Annotated in this window: 21 protein-coding genes; 13 read left to right on the top strand and 8 right to left on the bottom strand. The window is 66.1% G+C overall.

Going from position 1 to position 22,045, the window contains the following annotated elements; genetic code table 11:
- Window positions 1–156: 156 nt before the first annotated feature.
- From acnA to HWX14_RS15330, 5 genes are all read right to left on the bottom strand, one after another.
- Complete coding sequence (gene acnA / locus HWX14_RS15350) at window positions 157–2,874, bottom strand: aconitate hydratase AcnA (protein WP_175883474.1); 2,718 nt, start codon at window positions 2,872–2,874, stop codon at window positions 157–159.
- Window positions 2,875–2,926: 52 nt separating this feature from the next.
- Window positions 2,927–4,378: a bifunctional 2-methylcitrate dehydratase/aconitate hydratase gene (locus HWX14_RS15345; protein ID WP_175883473.1), complete on the bottom strand. Its 1,452-nt coding sequence runs from the start codon at window positions 4,376–4,378 to the stop codon at window positions 2,927–2,929.
- Between the two features lie 28 nt (window positions 4,379–4,406).
- On the bottom strand, window positions 4,407–4,922 hold the full coding sequence (locus HWX14_RS15340) for a hypothetical protein (protein ID WP_175883472.1): 516 nt from the start codon (window positions 4,920–4,922) through the stop codon (window positions 4,407–4,409).
- Window positions 4,923–5,152: 230 nt separating this feature from the next.
- Window positions 5,153–6,160, bottom strand: a complete 1,008-nt coding sequence (locus HWX14_RS15335) for an aldolase/citrate lyase family protein (protein WP_175883471.1) — start codon at window positions 6,158–6,160, stop codon at window positions 5,153–5,155.
- Window positions 6,161–6,345: 185 nt separating this feature from the next.
- On the bottom strand, window positions 6,346–7,332 hold the full coding sequence (locus HWX14_RS15330) for a malate dehydrogenase (RefSeq protein ID WP_006479357.1): 987 nt from the start codon (window positions 7,330–7,332) through the stop codon (window positions 6,346–6,348).
- A 288-nt stretch (window positions 7,333–7,620) separates the two neighbouring features.
- Between HWX14_RS15330 and HWX14_RS15325 the strand changes: the two genes are divergently transcribed.
- The 7 genes from HWX14_RS15325 (at window position 7,621) to gltA (ending at window position 13,556) form a co-directional block, all read left to right on the top strand.
- Window positions 7,621–8,445: a GntR family transcriptional regulator gene (locus tag HWX14_RS15325; protein ID WP_175883470.1), complete on the top strand. Its 825-nt coding sequence runs from the start codon at window positions 7,621–7,623 to the stop codon at window positions 8,443–8,445.
- Window positions 8,446–8,613: 168 nt separating this feature from the next.
- Complete coding sequence (gene sdhC, locus HWX14_RS15320; protein ID WP_023474464.1) at window positions 8,614–9,030, top strand: succinate dehydrogenase, cytochrome b556 subunit; 417 nt, start codon at window positions 8,614–8,616, stop codon at window positions 9,028–9,030.
- Window positions 9,031–9,034: 4 nt separating this feature from the next.
- Window positions 9,035–9,403, top strand: a complete 369-nt coding sequence (sdhD, locus tag HWX14_RS15315; RefSeq protein WP_006487767.1) for a succinate dehydrogenase, hydrophobic membrane anchor protein — start codon at window positions 9,035–9,037, stop codon at window positions 9,401–9,403.
- Window positions 9,404–9,406: 3 nt separating this feature from the next.
- Entirely contained in the window at window positions 9,407–11,185 is a 1,779-nt protein-coding gene (sdhA, locus tag HWX14_RS15310) for a succinate dehydrogenase flavoprotein subunit (RefSeq protein ID WP_175883469.1), read from the top strand.
- A gap of 22 nt (window positions 11,186–11,207) precedes the next feature.
- A complete protein-coding gene (locus HWX14_RS15305) occupies window positions 11,208–11,909 on the top strand; it encodes a succinate dehydrogenase iron-sulfur subunit (protein WP_006479352.1) in 702 nt (233 codons plus the stop codon).
- A 6-nt stretch (window positions 11,910–11,915) separates the two neighbouring features.
- Window positions 11,916–12,188, top strand: a complete 273-nt coding sequence (locus tag HWX14_RS15300) for a succinate dehydrogenase assembly factor 2 (protein WP_057923949.1) — start codon at window positions 11,916–11,918, stop codon at window positions 12,186–12,188.
- 66 nt (window positions 12,189–12,254) lie between these two features.
- Window positions 12,255–13,556 (top strand): citrate synthase, encoded by a 1,302-nt coding sequence (gene gltA / locus HWX14_RS15295; RefSeq protein ID WP_006479350.1) that lies wholly within the window; start codon window positions 12,255–12,257, stop codon window positions 13,554–13,556.
- A gap of 90 nt (window positions 13,557–13,646) precedes the next feature.
- Here the strand turns inward: gltA and HWX14_RS15290 are convergent, their stop codons facing one another.
- Window positions 13,647–14,636 carry an AraC family transcriptional regulator gene (locus HWX14_RS15290; RefSeq protein ID WP_175883468.1) on the bottom strand — a complete coding sequence of 330 codons (990 nt, stop codon included), beginning with the start codon at window positions 14,634–14,636 and terminating at the stop codon, window positions 13,647–13,649.
- Between the two features lie 71 nt (window positions 14,637–14,707).
- On the opposite strand from HWX14_RS15290, the gene HWX14_RS15285 reads away from it, so the two are divergent.
- The 5 genes from HWX14_RS15285 to HWX14_RS15265 all read left to right on the top strand — a co-directional run bounded on the left by HWX14_RS15285 (window position 14,708) and on the right by HWX14_RS15265 (window position 19,636).
- The gene (locus HWX14_RS15285) at window positions 14,708–15,097 is read left to right on the top strand and encodes a VOC family protein (RefSeq protein ID WP_175883467.1); all 390 of its coding nucleotides are present in this window, start codon (window positions 14,708–14,710) and stop codon (window positions 15,095–15,097) included.
- 111 nt (window positions 15,098–15,208) lie between these two features.
- The gene (locus HWX14_RS15280) at window positions 15,209–16,459 is read left to right on the top strand and encodes a DUF1479 domain-containing protein (protein ID WP_175883466.1); all 1,251 of its coding nucleotides are present in this window, start codon (window positions 15,209–15,211) and stop codon (window positions 16,457–16,459) included.
- Window positions 16,460–16,669: 210 nt separating this feature from the next.
- Window positions 16,670–17,428 (top strand): arginine deiminase family protein, encoded by a 759-nt coding sequence (locus tag HWX14_RS15275; RefSeq protein WP_175883465.1) that lies wholly within the window; start codon window positions 16,670–16,672, stop codon window positions 17,426–17,428.
- Window positions 17,429–17,527: 99 nt separating this feature from the next.
- Entirely contained in the window at window positions 17,528–17,992 is a 465-nt protein-coding gene (locus HWX14_RS15270; protein ID WP_175883464.1) for an Lrp/AsnC family transcriptional regulator, read from the top strand.
- 102 nt (window positions 17,993–18,094) lie between these two features.
- On the top strand, window positions 18,095–19,636 hold the full coding sequence (locus HWX14_RS15265) for an amino acid permease (RefSeq protein WP_175883463.1): 1,542 nt from the start codon (window positions 18,095–18,097) through the stop codon (window positions 19,634–19,636).
- A gap of 51 nt (window positions 19,637–19,687) precedes the next feature.
- Here HWX14_RS15265 and HWX14_RS15260 read toward each other — a convergent pair whose 3' ends face one another.
- A complete protein-coding gene (locus HWX14_RS15260) occupies window positions 19,688–20,413 on the bottom strand; it encodes a glutathione S-transferase (RefSeq protein ID WP_175883462.1) in 726 nt (241 codons plus the stop codon).
- Between the two features lie 121 nt (window positions 20,414–20,534).
- Window positions 20,535–20,861, bottom strand: a complete 327-nt coding sequence (locus tag HWX14_RS15255; RefSeq protein ID WP_175883461.1) for a cupin domain-containing protein — start codon at window positions 20,859–20,861, stop codon at window positions 20,535–20,537.
- Window positions 20,862–21,209: 348 nt separating this feature from the next.
- Between HWX14_RS15255 and HWX14_RS15250 the strand changes: the two genes are divergently transcribed.
- On the top strand, window positions 21,210–22,031 hold the full coding sequence (locus HWX14_RS15250) for a hypothetical protein (protein WP_175883460.1): 822 nt from the start codon (window positions 21,210–21,212) through the stop codon (window positions 22,029–22,031).
- Window positions 22,032–22,045: the final 14 nt, after the last annotated feature.

Here is a 22,045-nt window from a genome sequence, read left to right as displayed (position 1 = left end):
CGGTGACGTTCGGCGAAAGCGGGGCGCCGCCGTGCGGTCGGCGCTACGCCGCGCGCCAACCGAGCAGCAGGCAAAAAAAGCCCGACACGAGGTCGGGCATCCAAATCGGCCGCAACCGCCCGCGAGGCGGCTGCGGCACCTGCAAAAGCCGCGCGCTTACGCTGCGAGCAGCGAGCGCAGCACGAACGGCAGGATCCCGCCGTGCTTGTAGTAGTCGACTTCGATCGGCGTATCGATGCGCAGCAGCACCGGCACGCGCTGCGTTTCGCCGTTCTTGCGATGGATCACGAGCGTGACGTCCTGCTGCGGCTTGAAGTCGTCGCCGAGGCCTTCGATGTCGTACGTCTCTTCACCGGTGATGCCGAGCGACTGAACGCTGTCCGCGCCCTTGAACTGCAGCGGCAGCACGCCCATGCCGACCAGGTTCGAGCGGTGGATGCGCTCGAAGCTGCGTGCGATCACGGCCTTCACGCCGAGCAGTTGCGTGCCCTTCGCGGCCCAGTCGCGCGACGAGCCCGTGCCGTACTCTTCGCCCGCGAACACGACGGTCGGCGTGCCGGCGGCGACGTATTGCATCGCTGCGTCGTAGATCGACTGCTGTTCGCCGCTCGGCTGGTGGATCGTCAGGCCGCCTTCGACGCGCGTGCCGTCCGCCTTCGCCGGGATCATCAGGTTCTTGATCCGGACGTTCGCGAACGTGCCGCGCATCATCACGTCGTGGTTGCCGCGACGCGAGCCGTAGCTGTTGAAGTCGGCCTTCTGCACGCCGTTTTCCTTCAGCCACTTGCCGGCCGGCGAGTCTTCCTTGATCGAGCCTGCCGGGCTGATGTGGTCGGTCGTCACCGAATCACCGAAGATGCCCAGTGCGCGTGCGCCCTGGACCGTCGGGATCGATGCGGCCGGCTCCATCGAGAAGTCGTTGCCGAAGAACGGCGGCTCCGCGATGTAGGTCGACTTCGGCCAGTCGTAGACCTCGCCCGATTCGCCTTCGATCTTGCTCCAGAGGTCGCCCTTCTTGGTCAGCTTCGAGTAGTTGTCCTCGAACTTCTTCGGATCGAGCGCGAACTTGAGCAGCGCGTGGATTTCTTCGCTCGTCGGCCAGATGTCGCCGAGGTAGATGTCGCGGCCGCCCTTGCCCTTGCCGACCGGCTCGGTCATCAGGTCGCGCGTGATGTTGCCGGCGATCGCGTACGCGACGACGAGCGGCGGCGACGCGAGGAAGTTCGCGCGGATGTTCGGGTGGATACGCGCTTCGAAGTTACGGTTGCCCGACAGCACGGCCGCCGCGACGATGTCGTTCTTCGTGATCGCTTCGTTCAGTTCCGGCGTCAGGTCGCCCGCGTTGCCGATACAGGTCGTGCAGCCGTAGGCCGCGACTTCGAAGCCGAGCTTCGACAGGTAGGGCAGCAGGCCCGTCTTCGTCAGGTATTCGGTGACGATGCGCGATCCCGGCGCGAGCGAGGTCTTGATCTTCGGATCGACCGTGAGGCCGGCCTCGACCGCCTTCTTCGCGAGCAGGCCGGCGGCCAGCAGCACGCTCGGGTTCGACGTGTTCGTGCACGACGTGATCGCGGCGATCAGCACGTCGCCGTTCTTCACGTCGACGCCGTTGCTCGTCGTGTACTGCGTGTTCAGGTCGTCCGCCTTCTTCGCGAAGCCGTTCTCCGCAACCGGCTTCGAGAACAGGTCGGTGAACGTCGACTTGACGTGGCCGATCTCGATGCGGTCCTGCGGGCGCTTCGGGCCAGCCAGCGACGGCGCGACCGTCGCGAGGTCGAGCGTCACCGTCTTCGTGTAGTCGATGTCGCCGGCCTTCGGGATGCCGAACAGGTTCTGCGCCTTGAAGTAGTTTTCGAACGCGGCGATTTCGGCCTTCGTGCGGCCCGTGCCTTCGAAGTAGTCGATCGTCTTTTCGTCGACCGGGAAGAAGCCCATCGTCGCGCCGTATTCCGGCGCCATGTTGCCGATCGTCGCGCGGTCCGGCAGCGACAGCGAGCGCGTGCCTTCGCCGAAGAATTCGACGAACTTGCCGACGACCTTTTCCTTGCGCAGCATTTCGGTGATCGTCAGCACCAGGTCGGTGGCCGTCACGCCTTCGCGCAGCTTGCCCTTCAGCTCGACGCCGACGACGTCCGGCGTCAGGAAGTACACCGGCTGGCCGAGCATGCCGGCTTCCGCCTCGATGCCGCCCACGCCCCAGCCGACCACGCCGATGCCGTTGATCATCGTCGTGTGGCTGTCCGTGCCGACGAGCGTGTCCGGGTAGTACACGGTGTCGCTGCCGTCCGCCTTCTTGTGGACGCCGCGCGCCAGATACTCGAGGTTCACCTGGTGGACGATGCCCACGCCCGGCGGCACGACCTTGAACGTGTCGAACGCCTGCATGCCCCACTTCATGAACTGGTAGCGCTCGTTGTTGCGCTGGAATTCCAGCTTCATGTTCAGGTCGAGCGCGTCCTTCTGGCGGAAGTAGTCGATCTGGACCGAGTGGTCGACGACGAGATCGACCGGGACCAGCGGCTCGATCTTCTTCGGGTTCTTGCCCGTGCGCTCGGCGACGCCGCGCATGGCCGCGATGTCGGCGAGCAGCGGCACGCCCGTGAAATCCTGCAGCACGACGCGCGACACGACGAACGGAATCTCGTCGACGCGCTTCGCGGTCGGTTTCCAGTTCGCGAGCTGCTCGATGTGCTCCTCGGTGATCTTCTTGCCGTCGTAGTTGCGCAGCACGGACTCGAGCACGATGCGGATCGACACCGGCAGGCGTTCGATCTTCGTCTTCAGTTCCTTGCCGAGCTGCGGCAGCGAGTAGAACTTGCCTTTGCCGGAACCGCTGTCGAATTCCTTGAGGGTCTTGTGGAGATTGTGGGCCATGGTGATTTTCCTGGGTTTAAGGCTAGGAAACTACGTGTCCTGTAAATGACGGCTATATCACGTACAGATCGACGTACTCATCGACCGGCATCGCTTCGAGCTTTGCCTGGTCCAGCGACACGTCGAGAATCGCTTGTTGCTGCTTGGCCGGGAAACGGCGGGCGAGGTTGGTCCGGAATTTGTCGACCAGCAGCGGGATGCCGTCCGCACGGCGCCGCCGATGGCCGAGCGGGTACTCGACCGCCACTTCGGCAAGCTTCGATCCGTCCGTGAACTCGATCGTCAGCGCATTCGCGATCGATCGCTTGTCCGGATCGTGATAATCCTTCGTGAACTGCGGATCCTCGACGCACACGGTTTTCGCGCGCAGCGCGTCGATGCGTGGGTCCGCGGCGGCCGCGTCTTCGTAGTCGGCCGCGGTCAGCCGGCCGAACAGCAGCGGCACGGCGACCATGTACTGGATGCAGTGGTCGCGGTCGGCCGGATTGGCGAGCGGGCCCTGCTTGTCGATGATGCGGATCGCGGCCGCGTGCGTGCGGATCGTGATCCGGCCGATGTCGTCGGTCGTGCGGCCCGCCGCGGCGAGCTGCGCGTGCAGCTGCAGCGCGGCCTCGGCGGCCGTCTGCGCATGGAATTCGGCGGGGAACGCGATCTTGAACAGCACGTTTTCCATCACGTACGTGCCGTACGGGCGCTGGAAGCGGAACGGCTTGCCGTCGAACAGCACGTCGTAGAAGCCCCAGGTTTTTGCGGTGAGTGCCGACAGGTAGCCCATTTCACCCGTTTTCGCGATCAGCGCGAGGCGCACCGCGCGCGACGTCGCGTCGCCGGCCGCCCAGGATTTGCGCGAACCGGTGTTCGGCGCATGGCGGTAGGTCCGCAGCGCGTGGCCGTCGACGAACGCATTGGAGACCGCATTGATCAGCTCGTCGCGCGTGAGCCCGAGGAGGCGCCCGACGACGGCCGTTGACGCGACCTTCACGAGCAGCACATGGTCGAGCCCGACCGCGTTGAACGAATTCTCGAGGGCGAGGCAGCCCTGGATCTCGTGGGCCTGGATCATCGCGACCAGCACGTCGCGCATCGCGAGCGGCTGGCAGCCGGCCGCGCGGGCCGTGCGGGAGAGCCAGTCGGCCGTCGCCAGGATCCCGCCGAGGTTGTCGGACGGATGACCCCATTCGGCGGCGAGCCAGGTGTCGTTGAAGTCCAGCCAGCGGATCATCGCGCCGATGCCGAACGCGGCCTGGACGGGATCGAGCTGGAAGGACGTGCCGGGCACCTTCGCGCCGTTCGGCACGATCGTGCCGGGCACGACGGGGCCGAGCAGCTTGGTGCAGGCAGGGTAGGACAGCGCCTCGAGTCCGCATCCGAGCGTGTCGATCAGGCAATGACGCGCCGTCTCCAGCGCGAGCGCGCTGTCGATGCCGGTGTTCAGCACGTAGTCGACGATGTCGACGAGTACCGAATCCGGCGCGGGGCGGACGTTGGAGACCGGGGCGGACACGAGGGGCCGGGAGCGGAAAAACGCGCGCTTAGTTCGTGGCCGGCTTCAGCTCGTTCGCCTGCGTCGGCGCTGCGCCGCCTTGTGCCATTTCCGGCGTCACGCACTCGTCCGCAAGGCGCTCGCCGCCGTTCGCGTCCGAGAACAGCATCGCCTTGGTCGGGATCACGACCAGCTTGAAGCCGGCTGCCGGATCGTAGAACGTGTCGGCGCCCGTCGTCGTGGCCTGACGCGGCAGCTTGTAGTTCTTCTTCGCCCAGTGAACCGTGACGACCTGGTCGCGCTTCATGTCGCCGGCGAGGTCGAACGACAGACCTTCCTTACAGGACCACTTGACCGCGCCGTCCGGTACCGGATCGACCTTGGCCGCTGCGCGCGCCTGCGCCTTCTTGCTGCGCGGGATGATGCGCTTGGCCGGCGCCGGGCGCTTGGCCGTGGCCTTCTTCGCGGTCGTGGTGGCCGTACCCTGGGCAAACGCGCTCGGAGCCGACACCAGCATCGTGGCGGACAAGGCGCCGATGGCGGTAGCGATCAGGAGTTTCTTCATGGAGTCAGAACCTTTCGATAATCAGTTGACAAGGGCCGGCAATCGAAACGGCCGGCCGGGTTGAAACTGCACGCGCCCCGAAAGCGCGCAGCGGCCGCTATTTTCACCTATTTGGCCGCGCGTATATCAGGTTTTCGGGCTCCGTTACGTTTTTTGTCGTTTCGCAAACGTCTGTCCGGCGGGCGAAACGGCGAATGCATGAAACGCGTGTGTCGACAGGCGGCGCGCGCTCACCGCGCGACGCCCGCGGCGGCCGGCCCGAACAGCGGCGCGGCCTCGGCCGGTACGGGCTGGCCGGTGGCCCGCGCACGGCGCAGCACCGACCAGTAATAACGATAACTCGCGCGATCGTGCAGCGTATCGCCGTGGCGCGTCGGGCCCCAGTCGGCGGCCTGCGCGGCCAGCAGGATCTCGGCGGCCAGCGTGACTTCTTCGGTGCGCGGCGCGAACGCGTCGACGATCGGGCGGATCTGCGCGGGGTGGATGCTCCACATCCGCGTGAACGCGAATTCGTCGCGCGCGCGGCGTGCATCGGCGGCGACGACGCTCATGTCGCGCACCTCGGTCGTCACGTTGTGCGACGGCGTCTTGCCGTGCGCGTGACAGGCCGCGGCGATCTCCAGCTTCGCGCGGCGCACGAGCGGGTGGTCGAACTGGCCGGGCGAGCGCATCGCGGAATCGGGAATCGCGCCGTGATGCGCGGAGACGAAATCCATCAGCCCGAAGCTCAGCGTGCCGACCGCCGGCAGCGCGGCGAGGGCGGCCGCCTGCGCGAGCGCGCCGTGCGTCTCGACCAGCACGTCGGCCGGAATCGGCTGCGCGATGCCGAGCTCGCGGCGCGTGCCTTCGATGAACGCGGTCATTTCGGCCGCGTCGGCGGCGCTCGCGATCTTCGGCAGCGTGATGTAGGCGGGTGCACGCGACGCGCGCAGCACGATGCGCACGTCGTCGCGCCAGTGCGGGTGGGAAAAGTCGTGGATGCGGACGCCGACGCGGCCGAAGCGGTTCTCGGCGCTGCCGAGCAGATCGGCGACGAGCGCCGCGTGCGCGGCTTCCTGGCCGACGGCCGCGCCGTCCTCGCAGTCGAGCGTGAGGTCGAACACGGGGCCCAGCTCGGCCTGCAGCGCGAGCGACTTGCGCATCAGCTTCTCGCTGCCCGCGTAGTGATCGCAGCAGGGCAGGATCGCGGGCGGGGACGCCCCGTCGTACAGCACTTGTGCAGGAGTGAGCGCGGCCATCTCTTCTACGTCACGGAAGCGGGTCAGCGGGGAGAAAATCGGATTCGGGCAGGTTCTGGGCCGGTGCGCGGCACAGCGCGAGGCGGCAAAACGTGCACGGATCGGATCGGTCGGCAGGGCCGGCGGCATGCCGGCCCGTACCGAAGCCGGGTGGCCCGAAGGCCGCCCGGCACGATGCGTGATGCTTAGTTCTTCAGCAGGTGGGCGACGCCATCGCGCTCTTCGAGCAGCTCGGCCAGCGTGCCGTCCATCTTCTCGCGCGAGAACGCGTCGATTTCCAGGCCTTCGACGCGCTTGTATTCGCCGTTTTCGCAGGTGACCGGCACGCCGTAGATGATGTCTTCGGGGATGCCGTACGAGCCGTCCGACGGGATGCCCATCGTGACCCACTTGCCGTTCGTGCCGAGCACCCAGTCACGGACGTGGTCGATCGCCGCGTTGGCTGCCGATGCGGCCGACGACAGGCCGCGCGCTTCGATGATCGCCGCGCCGCGCTTGCCGACGGTCGGGATGAACGTGTCGCGGTTCCACACGTCGTCGTTGATCAGCTTCAGCAGCGATTCGCCTTCGGCGGTCGCGAAGCGGAAATCCGGGTACATCGTCGGCGAGTGGTTGCCCCACACGGCGAGCTTCTCGATCGACGCGACCGGCTTGCCCGACTTGGCGGCGAGCTGCGACAGCGCGCGGTTGTGGTCGAGGCGCAGCATGGCCGTGAAGTTCTTCTTCGGCAGATCCGGCGCCGACTTCATCGCGATGTACGCGTTCGTGTTCGCCGGGTTGCCGACGACCAGCACCTTCACGTCGCGGCTCGCGACTTCGTTCAGCGCGGCGCCCTGAACCGTGAAGATTTCGGCGTTCGCCGACAGCAGGTCCTTGCGCTCCATGCCCTTCGAGCGCGGACGTGCACCGACCAGCAGCGCGACGTCTGCATCCTTGAATGCGACCTTCGGATCGTCGGTGATCACGACGCCGGCGAGCAGCGGGAACGCGCAGTCGTCGAGTTCCATCACGACGCCCTTGACGGCGCCTTGGGCTTGCGGGAGGTCGAGCAGTTGCAGGATGACCGGCTGATCCTTGCCGAGCAGGTCGCCGTTCGCGATGCGGAACAGCAGCGAGTAAGCGATTTGACCTGCGGCGCCGGTGACGGCAACGCGCTTTGCGGGCTTAGCCATTGAAAATCTCCAGGACGGGTGAAGCGTTGGACGCGAGCGAAAACGCCATTCTATGCGCGTTGTGCGTAGCGTTGCATTGAAGCAGGGCGGAGGACTCGCGATGGCAGACGCGGTGAACCTGGAGACGGCCGTGGCACGTAGCCGGGGACGCGCTGTGGCACCCGCGAACCCTTGCTCGACCGGGAGTGTAGGAGCCGTCACGCGCAAAGTCAAACGGTATCATATGTCTTATATAAGACAGATGTTTTGCGGAAATTGAGTGGACGAAAAAGAGCGGTTTGTGATGAAATGCGCGCCATGACATCGAACCAGGCGAACACCGCGAATCAGACCGGCGCAGGCGGCCCAGGGCAGCCGGGCGCGGGCGATGCCGCGGCCTCGCCCGCGGTCTCCGCGTCGCCGACGTTCAGCCCGTTATACCAGCAGATCAAGTCATTGATCACGCAAAGTCTCGAATCCGGTGAATGGAAGCCGGGCGAGATCATCCCCAGCGAAGTGGAGCTCGCGGCCCGCTACAAGGTCAGCCAGGGCACCGTGCGCAAGGCGATCGACGAGCTGGCCGCCGAAAACCTCGTGGTCCGGCGTCAGGGTAAGGGCACTTTTGTTGCAACGCACAACGAGGATCGCGCGCAATTCCGCTTCCTGCGTCTGCTGGCCGACGACGGCGCCGAGCATCCGCACGTGAGCCGCCTGCTCGAATGCCGACGCCTGCGCGCGCCGGCCGAGATCGCGCGGCAGCTCGACCTGAAGCCCGCCGATCCGGTCGTGCAGGTGCGCCGCCTGCTGGAGTTCGACAGCGAAGTGACGGTGCTCGACGAGATCTGGCTGCCGGGCACGATGTTCCGCGGGCTCACGTTCGAGCGGCTCAGCGAGTACAAGGGGCCGCTCTACGCGATGTTCGAGACGGAGTTCGGTACGCGGATGATCCGCGCGACGGAGAAGATCCGCGCGGTCGCGGCGGATCCGGCGGTGGCTGACCTGCTGCACGTGCCGGCGGGCTTCCCGCTGCTGTCGGTCGAGCGCGTGTCCTATACGTACGGGGACCGGCCGGTGGAAGTGCGGCGCGGCTGGTATGTCACAACCGGGTACTACTATCAGAATGACTTGAGCTGACGACGTTTGGCTCAGCCGCGTGCATTCGCGTTTCCCACGCGCGCGAAGCACGTTTCGGGCCGCCTTTGTTCGTGTTCGCGCAATGATCCAGAGCAGACTTTCGCTGCAGCGCGATATAAAAAGGCGCTAAAATCGCGGATTAGTGTGACAACATAGTAGGGGTCTAGCATGACTGACGCAGTAAGAAAGCCGAGGCCGGAATACCGGAACATCGGAATCGGCGACATCACGTTGAAATATCGCATGCCCCTGGCGGCGATATTGTCGATTCTCCATCGTATCAGCGGCGCGCTGCTGTTCCTGTTCCTGCCGTTCCTGCTGTTCCTCTTCGACCAGAGCCTCACCTCCGAGCTCAGCTTCGAAGTCTTCAAGGCTTTCCTCTCCAACATCGTCGTCAAGCTGATCGTCCTCGCGTTGTCGTGGGCCTTCTTCCACCATTTCTGCGCCGGTATTCGCCACCTGCTGATGGACGTCAACCACGACGCCGTCACGAAGGAAGGCGGCAAGCGGACGGCCGTCGTCGTCTTTGTCGTCTCGATCGCGCTGACGATCGCCATGGCACTCAAACTGTTCGGAGCATTCTAAGAAAATGGCAGCCAACAACCGAATCGGCTCGAAGCGCCTCGTCGTCGGCGCTCACTACGGCCTGCGCGACTGGCTCGCGCAGCGCGTCACCGCCACGATCATGGCGGTCTACACGGTCATTCTGCTCGTCCTGTTCTTCGGCGCGCACGATTTTTCGTACGAAGGCTGGGCTTCGATCTTCGCCGCGCAATGGATGAAGCTCGCGACCTTCGTGATGCTGCTTTCCCTCTTCTACCACGCATGGGTCGGCGTGCGCGACATCTGGATGGACTACGTGAAGCCCGTCGGTGTGCGCCTGCTGCTGCAATCGCTGACCATCGTCTGGCTGCTCGCATGTGCGGGCTACGCCGCGCAGATTCTCTGGAGAGTGTAAAGAATGGCTGCAATCAAAACTTCCCTCCCGCGCCGCAAGTTTGACGTCGTGATCGTCGGCGCAGGCGGCTCCGGCTTGCGCGCAGCGCTGCAACTGTCGCGCGCGGGCCTGTCGGTCGGCGTGCTGTCGAAGGTGTTCCCGACGCGTTCGCACACGGTGGCCGCGCAAGGCGGGATCGGCGCGTCGCTCGGCAACATGAGCGAAGACAACTGGCACTTCCACTTCTACGACACGATCAAGGGCTCCGACTGGCTCGGCGACCAGGACGCGATCGAATTCATGTGCCGTGAAGCGCCGAACGTCGTGTACGAACTCGAACACTTCGGCATGCCGTTCGACCGCAACGCGGACGGCACGATCTACCAGCGCCCGTTTGGCGGCCACACCGCGAACTACGGCGAGAAGCCGGTCCAGCGCGCGTGCGCGGCCGCCGACCGTACCGGTCACGCGCTGCTGCACACGCTGTACCAGCAGAACGTCGAGGCGAAGACGCAGTTCTTCGTCGAATGGATGGCGCTCGACCTGATCCGCGACGCGGACGGCGACGTGCTCGGCGTGACGGCCCTCGAGATGGAGACGGGCGACGTCTACATCATGGAAGGCAAGACGACGCTGTTCGCGACGGGCGGCGCAGGCCGGATCTTCGCGGCATCGACCAACGCGTTCATCAACACCGGCGACGGCCTCGGCATGGCGGCGCGCTCGGGCATCGCGCTGCAGGACATGGAGTTCTGGCAGTTCCACCCGACCGGCGTGGCCGGCGCGGGCGTGCTGATCACCGAAGGCGTGCGCGGCGAAGGCGGTATCCTGCGCAACGCGGACGGCGAGCGCTTCATGGAGCGCTACGCGCCGACGCTGAAGGATCTGGCGCCGCGTGACTTCGTGTCGCGTTCGATGGACCAGGAAATCAAGGAAGGTCGCGGCGTCGGTCCGAACAAGGATCACGTGCTGCTCGACCTGTCGCACATCGGCGCCGAGACGATCATGAAGCGTCTGCCGTCGATCCGCGAAATCGCGCTGAAGTTCGCGAACGTCGACGCGATCAAGGAACCGATCCCGGTCGTCCCGACGATCCACTACCAGATGGGCGGCATCCCGACCAACATCCACGGTCAGGTCGTCGGCACGTCGCGCGGCGGTCACAAGGATCCGGTCAACGGCTTCTACGCAGTGGGCGAGTGCTCGTGCGTGTCCGTGCACGGCGCGAACCGCCTCGGCACGAACTCGCTGCTGGACCTCGTGGTGTTCGGCCGTGCGGCCGGCAACCACATCGTCGAGCACGTGAAGAACCAGAAGGAACACAAGCCGCTGCCGGCCGATGCGGGCGAGTTCTCGCTGGCGCGCCTGAACAAGCTCGACAAGTCGAGCTCGGGCGAATACACGCAGGACGTCGCGAACGACATCCGCGCGACGATGCAGAAGCACGCAGGCGTGTTCCGCACGTCGGCGCTGCTGAAGGAAGGCGTCGACCAGATGGCCGGCCTGAAGGCGCGCGTGGAAAACATCCATCTGAAGGACAAGTCGAAGGTGTTCAACACCGCGCGCGTCGAAGCGCTCGAGCTGGAGAACCTGATCGAAGTGGCCCGCGCGACGATGGTGTCGGCGGAAGCGCGCAAGGAAAGCCGCGGCGCGCACGCGCACAGCGACTACGAGCACCGCGACGACGACAACTGGCTGCGCCACACGCTGTGGTACAGCGAAGGCGATCGCCTCGACTACAAGCCGGTTCAAATGAAGCCGCTGACGGTCGAATCCGTGCCGCCGAAGCCGCGCACGTTCTAAGCCGAGTCAAAGGGAATCCGAAATGGCAAAACGCATTTTTGAAGTCTACCGCTACGATCCGGACAAGGACGCAGCGCCGCGCATGCAGACGTACGAGCTCGAGATCCAGCATGAGCGCATGCTGCTCGACGCACTGGTCAAGCTGAAGGCACTGGACGAGACGCTGTCGTTCCGCCGCTCGTGCCGCGAAGGCGTGTGCGGTTCGGACGCGATGAACATCAACGGCAAGAACGGTCTCGCGTGCCTGACGAACCTGAACGACCTGCCGCAGAAGATCGTGCTGCGTCCGCTGCCGGGCCTGCCCGTCGTGCGCGACCTGATCGTCGACATGACGCACTTCTTCAACCAGTACCACTCGATCAAGCCGTACCTGATCAACGACGCGCCGCCGCCGGAGAAGGAACGCCTCCAGTCGCCGGAAGAGCGCGACGAGCTTGACGGCGTGTACGAGTGCATTCTGTGCGCGAGCTGCTCGACGTCGTGCCCGAGCTTCTGGTGGAACCCGGACAAGTTCGTCGGCCCGGCCGGCCTGCTGCAGGCTTACCGCTTCATCGCGGACAGCCGCGACACCGCCACCGGCGAGCGTCTCGACAACCTGGAAGACCCGTACCGTCTGTTCCGTTGCCACACGATCATGAACTGCGTCGACGTTTGCCCGAAGGGCCTGAACCCGACGAAGGCGATCGGCAAGATCAAGGAACTGATGGTTCGCCGCGCGGTATAAAGATTGATGAGCGACGATTCGCATCAATCCGACCCGCACCGTCGCGCGCGCCTTCGCTGGCGCGCGCGGCGGGGTCTGCTGGAGAACGACATCGTTTTCGAACGATTCTTCAGCAGATACGAGCATGACCTCACCGATGCAGACGTAGGCGCGTTGTCGCGCCTGCTCGATCTGAGCGACAACGACCTGATGGACTTGCTCCTCGCGCGCAAGGAACCAGAGGGCGACCTAGACAGCCCGGACATTCACAGGCTGTTGGAGATGCTGCGCAACGTGTAACGCCAAGGTGTAACACGTTGTGCCCGTTATCGAATCCCGTTTCTTTATTTCGATTGAGGATGTGCCATGACTCCGTCTGATGTTAAAGCCACGCTATCGTTCAGCGACAATTCGCCGAGCGTCGAACTGCCGATCTACAAGGGCACGATGGGCCCGGACGTAATCGACATCCGCAAGCTGTACGGCCAGACCGGCAAGTTCACGTACGACCCGGGCTTCATGTCGACGGCAGCTTGTAATTCGGCGATCACCTACATCGACGGCGACAAGGGCGAGCTGCTGTATCGCGGCTACCCGATCGACAACCTCGCGCAGAACGCCGACTTCCTCGAAAGCTGCTACCTGCTGCTGAAGGGCGAGCTGCCGAACGCCGCGCAGAAGAAGGAATTCGTCGACACCGTCACGAAGCACACGATGGTGCACGAGCAGATGCACTTCTTCTTCCGTGGCTTCCGCCGCGACGCGCACCCGATGGCGATCCTGGTCGCCGCGGTCGGCGCGCTGTCCGCGTTCTACCACGACTCGCTCGACATCAACGACCCGCGTCACCGTGAAGTGTCGGCGATCCGCATGATCGCGAAGCTGCCGACGCTCGTCGCGATGGCGTACAAGTACAGCATCGGCCAGCCGTTCGTGTATCCGAAGAACTCGCTGTCGTACAGCGCGAACTTCATGCACATGATGTTCTCGAACCCGTGCGAAGAGTACAAGGTCAACGACGTGCTCGTCCGCGCGCTCGACCGTATCCTGATCCTGCACGCCGATCACGAGCAGAACGCATCGACGTCGACGGTCCGCCTGGCCGGTTCGTCGGGCGCGAACCCGTTCGCGTGTATCGCGGCTGGTATCGCGTGTCTGTGGGGCCCGGCGCACGGTGGTGCGAACGAAGCCGCGCTGAACATGCTCGAGCAGATCGGTTCGCCGGACAACATCCCCGAATTCATCAAGCAGGTGAAGGACAAGAATTCGGGCGTGAAGCTGATGGGCTTCGGCCATCGCGTGTACAAGAACTACGACCCGCGTGCGAAGCTGATGCGCGAGACGTGCTACGAAGTGCTGAACGAACTGGGCCTGCACGACGACCCGCTGTTCAAGCTCGCGATGCAGCTCGAGAAGATCGCGCTGGAAGACGAATACTTCGTGTCGCGCAAGCTGTACCCGAACGTCGACTTCTACTCGGGTATCGTTCAGCGCGCGCTGGGCATCCCGACGTCGATGTTCACGTGTATCTTCGCGATGGCACGTACGGTCGGCTGGATCGCGCAGTGGAACGAAATGATCGCCGATCCCGAGCAGAAGATCGGCCGCCCGCGCCAGCTGTTCGTCGGCGATACGCCGCGCGAAGCGAAGCCGATCGACGCACGTTAAGCCGTGTGCGGCGCGAACGGCCGGCAGGCCGCTCGCGTCCGGCAATCGCCACGCCACGACACCCCGACGGGTCAGCCCGTCGGGGTGTTTTCATTTGTGCGGCCGACGTTGGCCGTGTTCCCGGCCGTGCGCGGGGCGGCGCTCCAGCGACGGCGGCCGTGTGTTGAGCGCAGGCGCATCGTCGTCGGGCGCATGGCCGTGCTGCTTGAAGAATTGCCGGTACGCGCCGGGCGTCGTGCCGCGCGCGGCGAGAAACTGGCGGTTGAAGTTCGCGGCATTCGGAATGCCGCAGCGCGCGGCCACCGTCGCGATCGGCCAGTCGGTGCCGACGAGATGACGGCATGCGTGCGCGAGCCGCAGCCGTTGCACGTAGCGGCCGACGCTTTCGCCGAGATGACGCGCGAACAGCCGCTGCAGCGTGCGTTCGGACAGGTGCGCGACAGCGGCGAGTGCGTCGATGCGCAGCGGTTCGTGGAAATGCCGGTCGATCGCGTCGAGCACGCGATCGAGGCGTTCGGCTTCGGGCGCGGCCAGGTCGGCGGGCGACGGTGCGCCGTCGGGCCGGTCGTACGCGTGCGCGGTGGCGAGCGGTTCGCCGCCGGCTTCCGCGAGATCGGCAAGCGTGTCGAGCGTGGCCGCGAGCCGCACGCGCGGCGACGGATCGAGCAACCGCGGCAGCCGTGCGCGCATCGCGCGGGCCGTCTCCACGTCGAAGTGCAGGCCTGGCGCCGCGCGCCGCAGCAGCGAGCGCAGCGGCGCGTATTCGGGGCAGCAGTCGGCCAGCCGCCGCACCCAGTCTCCGTCGAACCAGACGACGAGCGCGACCTCGGGCGCGTCGCGATCGATGCGCGCGTTCGACGACCACGTATGCGGCAGGTTCGGCGGCACGAGCACGAGATCGTCGTCCGCGTAGCGCGCGACGTGGTCGCCGATGAAGCGCTGGCCGCGGCTGTTGAGCGTGAGCGTCAGTTCGTACTCGGGATGGCGATGCCATTCGAACGGAATGCGCGCGAGCTGACGGTGATAGACGCGGATCGAACAGCCGGACGCGAACGTCACGTGCTCGTATTGCGGTTTCATCGCGGCCTCCGGAAGGGGCGGGCAGCGCGTCGTGGCATGATCGTGAGCGATCGTCACCACGGAGCGATGCCATGTTTTCACATGTTTGCGTGGGCGTCCGCGATACGGCGCGCGCCTACGATTTCTACGCGCCGCTGTTCGCGGAACTCGGGCTGCGCCTGAAATTCCGCGAGCCGGACGGCTGGTCGGGCTGGATGCCGGCCGACGCCGAGCGGCCGCTGTTCTTCGTCGGCAAGCCGCTCGATGGCCGCCCGCCCGAACCGGGCAACGGCCAGACGATCGCGTTCGATGCGCCGACCCGCGCGCACGTCGATCGCTGCCACGCGCTCGCGCTGCGGCAGGGCGGCGCCTGCGAAGGGCCGCCGGGCCTGCGGCCGCACTATCACCGCGACTACTACGGCGCCTATTTTCGCGACCCGGACGGCAACAAGCTCTGCGTGGTCTGCCATCGTCCCGAGTGACGCACGATTGTCAGGATTGTATCGATTGTTGGCTGGATAGTATCGATGGCGACCCCGCGACGGCCGTACGCTGAGTGCTCATCAAAACACGATCCAGTGAGGAGACGAGCGATGCAACTGACGATTGACGATCTGCCGGCGGCGATCCGCACGGCGAAACGGGCGCTGCGCGCCGACCTGCCCGGTTACGCGGCCACGTTCCGCGAGCTGGAAGGCGACATCGCGCGGCAGGTCGACGCGATCCGCCGCGCGCACGCGCACGGCGATGACGTGATTCCGGTGCTGCAATTCCCGGATATCGCGAACGGCCGCGTCGATCCGCGGACGATAGCCGCGATCCGCACGCACGGCGCGGCGGTGATCCGCGGCGTGTTCGATGCGCAGCAGGCACGCGACTGGAACGACGAGATTGGCGCCTACCTGGATGCGAACCGTTTCACCGACCGGCTGCATGCGCGCGCGGAAGACCGCTATTTCGGCAACCTCGCGTCGGGCAAGCCGCAGATCTACGGCGTGTACTGGTCGAAGCCGCAGGTGGCCGCGCGCCAGTCGCCGGCGCTCACGCAGGCGCGCGTGTTCCTGAACCGTCTGTGGCGGCATGCGGACGGCGCACGCACGCATTTCGATCCCGACCAGGTGCCCGCGTATGCGGACCGGATTCGCCGCCGGCCGCCCGGTTCGACGTCGCTCGGGCTGTCGCCGCACGTCGACGGCGGCTCGGTCGAGCGCTGGCTCGGCGCGAATTTCCGGCAGGTCTATCGCCACGTGCTGGCTGGCCGCTGGCGCGACTACGATCCGTTCGATGCGGCGTTCCGCCCCGACGTCGAGGAGATTCCGTCGCCGGCCGTGTGTTCGATGTTCCGCACGTTCCAGGGCTGGACCGCGCTGACGCCGCAGGGCCCCGGCGACGGCACGCTGCAGCTGATCCCGGTCGCGAACGCGATGGCCTATGTCGTGCTGCGCGCGCTGCAGGACGACGTCGCCGACGACGACCTGTGCGGCGCGCGTCCCGGCCGCGCGCTGTCGATCCGCCCGGAATGGCACGCGCTGCTGCTCGACGCGCTGGTGCCGATTCCGCACATGGCGCCGGGCGACGCGGTGTTCTGGCACGGCGACGTCGTGCATGCGGTCGAGGATGCGCATCGCGGCAGCGGCGACAGCAACGTGATGTACATCGCGGCCGCGCCCGGCTGCGCGAAGAACGACGCGTACCTGCAACGCCAGCGGCTCGCGTTCCTGCGTGGCGACAGCCCGCCCGATTTCCCGGCCGACCATTTCGAGGTCGATTTCGACGGGCGCGCGGGGGAGGGCGAGCTCACGGCGCTCGGCCGTGCGCAGATGGGATTCGAGCCCGGCGCGTAACGCGCGTGCGGCGGGCGAAAACGGCCGTTCGCGAGACGGCGGGCAGCCCGTCTGCCGAATCCGCTGCGTGGTGCGCGCAATTCGACGCAATCGGCTGTCGGCGCCGCCGAAATCGACGCGAATTGCGCAATTTGGCTTCCGATAATGGTCCGGACACAACGCCGCCGGCCCATGCGCCGCACGGGTGCGGCGCAGATCATGGAGGAGTCGATGCAATTCACGCAAGCGATCGTTCGCCGTCCCGCGCCGTCCTGCGGCGCGGGCCTGACCACCGCCGAACTCGGCGCACCCGATTACGACAAGACGCTCACGCAGTTCGACGCGTACTGCGACGCGCTGCGCACGCTCGGCGTCGAGCTGACCGAATTGCCGCCGCTGGATGCATTTCCCGATTCGCATTTCGTCGAGGACGTCGCGGTCGTCACGCCGGAATTCGCGGTGATCACGCGCCCCGGCGCGCCCGCGCGGCGCGGCGAGACCGCGCATATCGAAGCGGCGCTGCGCGTGCATCGCGACTTGCTGCCGATGCAGCAAGGCCGCCTCGACGGCGGCGACGTGATGCTGGTCGGCAAGCGCTTCTTCATCGGCCTGACGAGCCGCACCGACGCGGAAGGCATCGCCGCGTTCGAGTCGCTGGTGTCGCGCCATGGCTATTCGGTCGTCGCGGTGCCGGTTGGCGCCGGCCTGCACCTGAAATCGGTCGTCAACGCGCTCGGCGACGACACGCTGCTCGTGACCGACGCGCTGGCCGCGCATCCGGCGTTCGCCGACTATCGCCGGATCGCGATCTCGTCCGCCGACGAATACGCGGGCAACACGCTGCGCGTGAACGGCACGCTGATCACGCCGGCCGGTTATCCGCGCGTGCATGACGCGATCGCGTCGCTCGGCATGCCGCTGCACGTGATCGACACGAGCGAGTTCCGCAAGATGGACGGCGGCCTGACCTGCCTGTCGCTGCGGTTCTAGCCGATTGGCGCGCGGCCGCTTCGGCCGGATAATGTGGCCCCCCGCGCGGAACGGCAGACGCTTCGCGCACGAGCCACGACCCGACCGGAGCGAACGCGGATGACCGACAAGAAGATGCAGCTCGACAAGATCGATCTCCGGATCCTCGACATCCTGCGTACCGACGGGCGGATTTCCTACCGGAAGCTGTCGGAACTCGTGAACCTCACGCCGCGGCCGTGCCAGGCGCGCGTGGAGCGGCTCGAGGCGCTCGGCGTGATCGCAGGGTACCGCGCGGTGATCAACGCGCCGCGCGCGACCAAGCCGATCGTCGTGATCGCGCAGATCGTGCTGGCCGACCACGGGCGTTCGCAGGCGCCGTTCGAAGAGGAAATGCGCGCGAATCCGGCCGTGCTCGATTGCTGGCTGGTGAGCGGCACGTTCGATTTTCTCGTGCGGCTCGCGTGCGAGGATCTCGACGAATACCGGCGGATCGCGAACGTGTGGCTGGAAAGCCCGCGGTTCCGGATCGAGAAGATCGTGACGACGGCCGAACTGCAGGCGATCAAGCGCAGCATTGTGTGATGCAGCCGGCCCGGCAGGGCCGGTTTCGATGCGAATGACCGGGTCGATCGATTTGCATTCCCAATCAAATCGGCTGGCCGGCTCACAATCAGGGTGAACACTATGGATGCTATGCAAGCGGCAGCGGAGGCGGCCGCACCGTCCGGGACGACGCTGAAGCGCCGTCTGCAGGGCCGTCACATCGCGATGATCGCGATCGGCGGCTCGATCGGCACGGGGCTGTTCGTCGCGTCGGGCGCGTCGGTCGCGCAGGCGGGGCCGGGCGGGGCGATCGCCGCGTATGTCGCGATCGGAATCATGGTCTACTTCGTCGTCACGGGGCTCGGCGAGATGGCCGCGCTGATGCCGGTATCGGGCTCGTTCGCGATCTATGGCGAGAAGTACGTCGACGAAGGCTTCGGCGTCGCGCTCGGCTGGACCTACTGGTACAGCTGGGCGGTGACGATCGCGATCGAGCTGGTCGCCGCGCAGATCGTGATGCGCTACTGGTTTCCGTCGGTGCCGGGCGTGTGGTGGGGCGCGGGTTTTCTCGTGCTGATCTTCGTGCTCAATACGCTGTCGGTGCGCGGCTTCGGTGAATCGGAATACTGGTTCTCGCTGATCAAGGTCGTCACCGTGATCGCGTTCATCGCGGCCGGGCTGCTGATCGCGGCCGGCGTGCTGGGCGATGGGCATACCGGCGCCGGGCATCCGGTCGGCTGGCGCAACTTCACGACCGGCGACGCGCCGTTCGTCGGCGGCGTGCACGCGATGATGAGCGTCGCGCTGATCGCGGGCTTCTCGTTCCTCGGCACCGAGCTGGTCGGCATCACGGCCGGCGAATCGGAAAACCCGCGCCAGACGATTCCGCGCGCGGTGAAGCAGATCTTCTGGCGGATCATGCTGTTCTACGTGCTCGCGATCTTCGTGATCGGCCTGCTGGTGCCGTACACCGATCCGATGAAGAGCGACGTGACCGACATCGGCGTGAGCCCGTTCACGCTGGTCTTCAGCCACGCGGGGTTCCCGCTCGCGGCCGGCGCGATGAATCTGGTGATCCTGACGGCCGTGCTGTCGGCCGGCAATTCCGGCACCTACGCGGCGACGCGGATGCTGTACAACCTCGCATCGGAAGGGCGCGCGCCGGCGATGTTCGCGACGCTGTCGCCGGGCGGCGTGCCGCGCAACGCGCTGTACGCGACGATGGCCGTCGGCGGGTTGTGCTTCCTCACGTCGCTGACCAACAACCAGCGCATCTATCTGTGGCTGCTGAATACGGTCGGCATCACCGGCTTCATCGCGTGGCTCGGCATCGCGGTCTGCCATTACCGGTTCCGCAAGGGATTCCTGAAGCAGGGCTATCGGCTCGACCAGTTGCCGTATCGCGCGAAATGGTTTCCGTTCGGGCCGTTGTTCGCGATCGCGATCTGCATCGTGATTTCGCTCGGGCAGGATTACCAGGCGTTTTTCGCGGCGCGCATCGACTGGATGGAAGTGCTGTCGATCTATGTGTGGATTCCGCTGTTCGTCGCGATCTGGTGGGCGTATCGCCGCGCGCGCAAGAGCAGGCTCGTGCGCTACGAGGAGATGGACATCGGGCCGTGGCTCACGCGCTCGGTCGAGGCCGTCGACGCGGCCGCCGCGCAGCACGGGCAGCCGCACTGACCCTGCGTGAAATCCCCCGCGCGCGCACGTTCCGCGGTACGTGCCGACGCGTTACTTGTCCAGCTCCGGATAGTGCCGGAAGATCCCCATGTCGTTGAACGGGATGCGGCGTTCCGACTCGAGGTAGCGCGCGACGGGCGGGTGCTGCGCGACGCGATCGTGCAGCGCGATGAGCGCCGCGACCTTGCGCTCCGTGCGCTTCATCGCTTTCGGGAACGCATAGCGCAGGCCCTCGATCAACTGGAACATCGTCAGGTCCGCATAGCTGAGCATGCTGCCCGCGATATAGCCGCGCTTGTGCGGGTTCTGTTCGAGCAGGCGCTCGAAGTAGCCGAGGAATTTCGGCAGCCGGTTCTCGAGGAAATCGGCCGCGCGCTCGGCCGCTTCCGCTTGCTGGTCCTCGTAGTACAGGCCGCTGCCGATCGGATGGTGCGTGTCGTGGATCTCGGTGATGAAATCGGCGGCGGTCAGCTGGATCTGGTGCACCCATAGCCGGCCGGCTTCGTCGTCGGGCGCGAGCCCCAGCCGCGCGCCGAGAAACAGCAGGATGTTCGCGGTCTGCCCGACGACCACGTCGCCGGCCTTCAGGAACGGCGGCGCGAACGGCACGCATTCGGCCTTCGCGCTGTCCATCATGCGCATCATGGCCGACACGCCCATCCCGCGCCCTGATTCGCGCGCGACGTCGACATAATCGGCTTCGGCCGCTTCGAGCGCGAGCCGCACGTATTCGCCGCGCCCCTGGATCTCGGGCCAGTAATAGAGTTCATATCGCATGCTGTTCTCCTGTTCGTTGCACCGAATGCTGCCGGCTGCGTGACGACGGGGCGGCCATGCGGCGCCCGCTGCGAATAGACAGTCTAGGAGATCGCCGGGAAAGTTCCGCGTGCGTCGTGCGTCACGCGCCGCGTTCGCCGCCTTCGGGGCCGTAGAAGAACACCCACGTCGAGAAATCGTCGGAGAAGCCGACGAAGCGATGCTCGGCGTGCGCGGGGACGAACAGCGCGTCGCCGGCCGCGACGTCGCATACGTGGCCGTCGACGACGAAGCGCGACGTGCCGGCGGCGATCACGTAGACCTCGTCGCGCAGGTGCGGCGTTTGCCGGTCCTCGATGCGCGGCCGGTACAGCTCGACGTCGAGCGTGCCGTGGTGAAACAGCGTCGTGAACAGCGTGCCTGCGTCGTCGAGGCGTGCAAGCGATTCCTTCAGGCCGAGCTTCGTCATGGCGGGCTCCGGGTCCGGATTACGGGAACGTATGTTGCGCCGTCGTAGCGCGCGTCGATACGTCGAAACGCCGCGCTGGCCACCGGCGAAACAAAGTTCGATGCGCTCGCCACCGATGAAACGGATGCGCCCATCGGCGAAACGGCGCGGCGGCCGAACCGATTCGATTGGTGTTTTCACCGCAATTTAACCAACGCCGCCTACGATCGCGCTTCGTCAGTCGGCAATACGTCGCGATGCCGATCCGCGCGTGGTTGTCCGCTGGCCTTTTCCCTTGACCCCGCGAAATCCTGCGAGCGTGCCTGTCGTCAGGCGTGCTCGACATTCGCATCCTTTCGTCTCGCACTCATGAGTCAGCATACCCCGGCTTCGTCCCGCAGAACGTTCCTCTCCGCCGCGCCGGCCGCCGTGGCCGCTTCGTTGCTCAGCGCATGCGGCGGCGACGACGTCACGTCGGCGCCGATCGGCGACGCCGCGCTCGCCGCGCAGATGTCCGCGAAACTGAACGCCCAGCTCGGCGATGCGGCGACGGTCGATGCGATCGCGCCGGCGCTGACCGATGTCGGCTTCACGTGGTCGCTGCCGACGGCGCCGGCCGCCCAGATCGGCGCGATCGTCGCGTACAGCTTCGGCAACCGTCCGAACGCGGCGAGCGGCAATACGTCGAGCACCGGCGGCAACCAGTCGGCGCTGCCTGATCCGGGGCCCGTGAACGAAGCGCTCGCGGACGCCGTGTTCCGCATCCGCCAGTTGAAACCCGTCAAGGTGTACGCGCAGTGGGAAATCGCGCGCTTTCTCGTATCGAAATACGGGCTCGGCGCCGACGTGCTGTCGTCGATCGAGCCGGTGATCGCGAGCGACGGTTCGATCGTGTACCTGAGCACCGCGGGTGTCGCGGCCGTGGCCGTATCGCGCGCGGGCGGCGCGGCGTCGATGGGCACCGTCGCGGTGGTCGGCCATCGCGATCATGCGAAGCGCTGTATTCAGACTTCGCAGCAGGCGGGCATGAAGGCGGCCGCGGTTGCCGAGGTGCCACTGCCGACGACGTACGACCCGCAGTCGGGCCAGCCGTGGACGCGCAACCGCAGCCTCTATCTCGTGCACGACATGTATGCGCAGATGCTGACGCGCGCGACCACCGCGACGATGCAGGCGTTCCCGAAGGGCTGAGGCCTTCCGTCGTT

Source organism: Burkholderia sp. BCC0044 (genome assembly GCF_902832955.1).
GTDB lineage: Bacteria > Pseudomonadota > Gammaproteobacteria > Burkholderiales > Burkholderiaceae > Burkholderia.
This window is presented reverse-complemented; position numbering and strand designations above follow the sequence as displayed.

Bases quoted from the DNA above. Each gene is read 5' to 3' on its own strand.
- acnA (WP_175883474.1), bottom strand. From the start codon at position 2,874: ATGGCCCACAATCTCCACAAGACCCTCAAGGAATTCGACAGCGGTTCC.
- HWX14_RS15340 (WP_175883472.1), bottom strand. From the start codon at position 4,922: ATGAAGAAACTCCTGATCGCTACCGCCATCGGCGCCTTGTCCGCCACG.
- HWX14_RS15335 (WP_175883471.1), bottom strand. From the start codon at position 6,160: ATGGCCGCGCTCACTCCTGCACAAGTGCTGTACGACGGGGCGTCCCCG.
- HWX14_RS15330 (WP_006479357.1), bottom strand. From the start codon at position 7,332: ATGGCTAAGCCCGCAAAGCGCGTTGCCGTCACCGGCGCCGCAGGTCAA.
- HWX14_RS15325 (WP_175883470.1), top strand. From the start codon at position 7,621: ATGCGCGCCATGACATCGAACCAGGCGAACACCGCGAATCAGACCGGC.
- sdhC (WP_023474464.1), top strand. From the start codon at position 8,614: ATGACTGACGCAGTAAGAAAGCCGAGGCCGGAATACCGGAACATCGGA.
- sdhD (WP_006487767.1), top strand. From the start codon at position 9,035: ATGGCAGCCAACAACCGAATCGGCTCGAAGCGCCTCGTCGTCGGCGCT.
- sdhA (WP_175883469.1), top strand. From the start codon at position 9,407: ATGGCTGCAATCAAAACTTCCCTCCCGCGCCGCAAGTTTGACGTCGTG.
- HWX14_RS15305 (WP_006479352.1), top strand. From the start codon at position 11,208: ATGGCAAAACGCATTTTTGAAGTCTACCGCTACGATCCGGACAAGGAC.
- HWX14_RS15300 (WP_057923949.1), top strand. From the start codon at position 11,916: ATGAGCGACGATTCGCATCAATCCGACCCGCACCGTCGCGCGCGCCTT.
- gltA (WP_006479350.1), top strand. From the start codon at position 12,255: ATGACTCCGTCTGATGTTAAAGCCACGCTATCGTTCAGCGACAATTCG.
- HWX14_RS15290 (WP_175883468.1), bottom strand. From the start codon at position 14,636: ATGAAACCGCAATACGAGCACGTGACGTTCGCGTCCGGCTGTTCGATC.
- HWX14_RS15285 (WP_175883467.1), top strand. From the start codon at position 14,708: ATGTTTTCACATGTTTGCGTGGGCGTCCGCGATACGGCGCGCGCCTAC.
- HWX14_RS15280 (WP_175883466.1), top strand. From the start codon at position 15,209: ATGCAACTGACGATTGACGATCTGCCGGCGGCGATCCGCACGGCGAAA.
- HWX14_RS15275 (WP_175883465.1), top strand. From the start codon at position 16,670: ATGCAATTCACGCAAGCGATCGTTCGCCGTCCCGCGCCGTCCTGCGGC.
- HWX14_RS15270 (WP_175883464.1), top strand. From the start codon at position 17,528: ATGACCGACAAGAAGATGCAGCTCGACAAGATCGATCTCCGGATCCTC.
- HWX14_RS15265 (WP_175883463.1), top strand. From the start codon at position 18,095: ATGGATGCTATGCAAGCGGCAGCGGAGGCGGCCGCACCGTCCGGGACG.
- HWX14_RS15260 (WP_175883462.1), bottom strand. From the start codon at position 20,413: ATGCGATATGAACTCTATTACTGGCCCGAGATCCAGGGGCGCGGCGAA.
- HWX14_RS15255 (WP_175883461.1), bottom strand. From the start codon at position 20,861: ATGACGAAGCTCGGCCTGAAGGAATCGCTTGCACGCCTCGACGACGCA.
- HWX14_RS15250 (WP_175883460.1), top strand. From the start codon at position 21,210: ATGAGTCAGCATACCCCGGCTTCGTCCCGCAGAACGTTCCTCTCCGCC.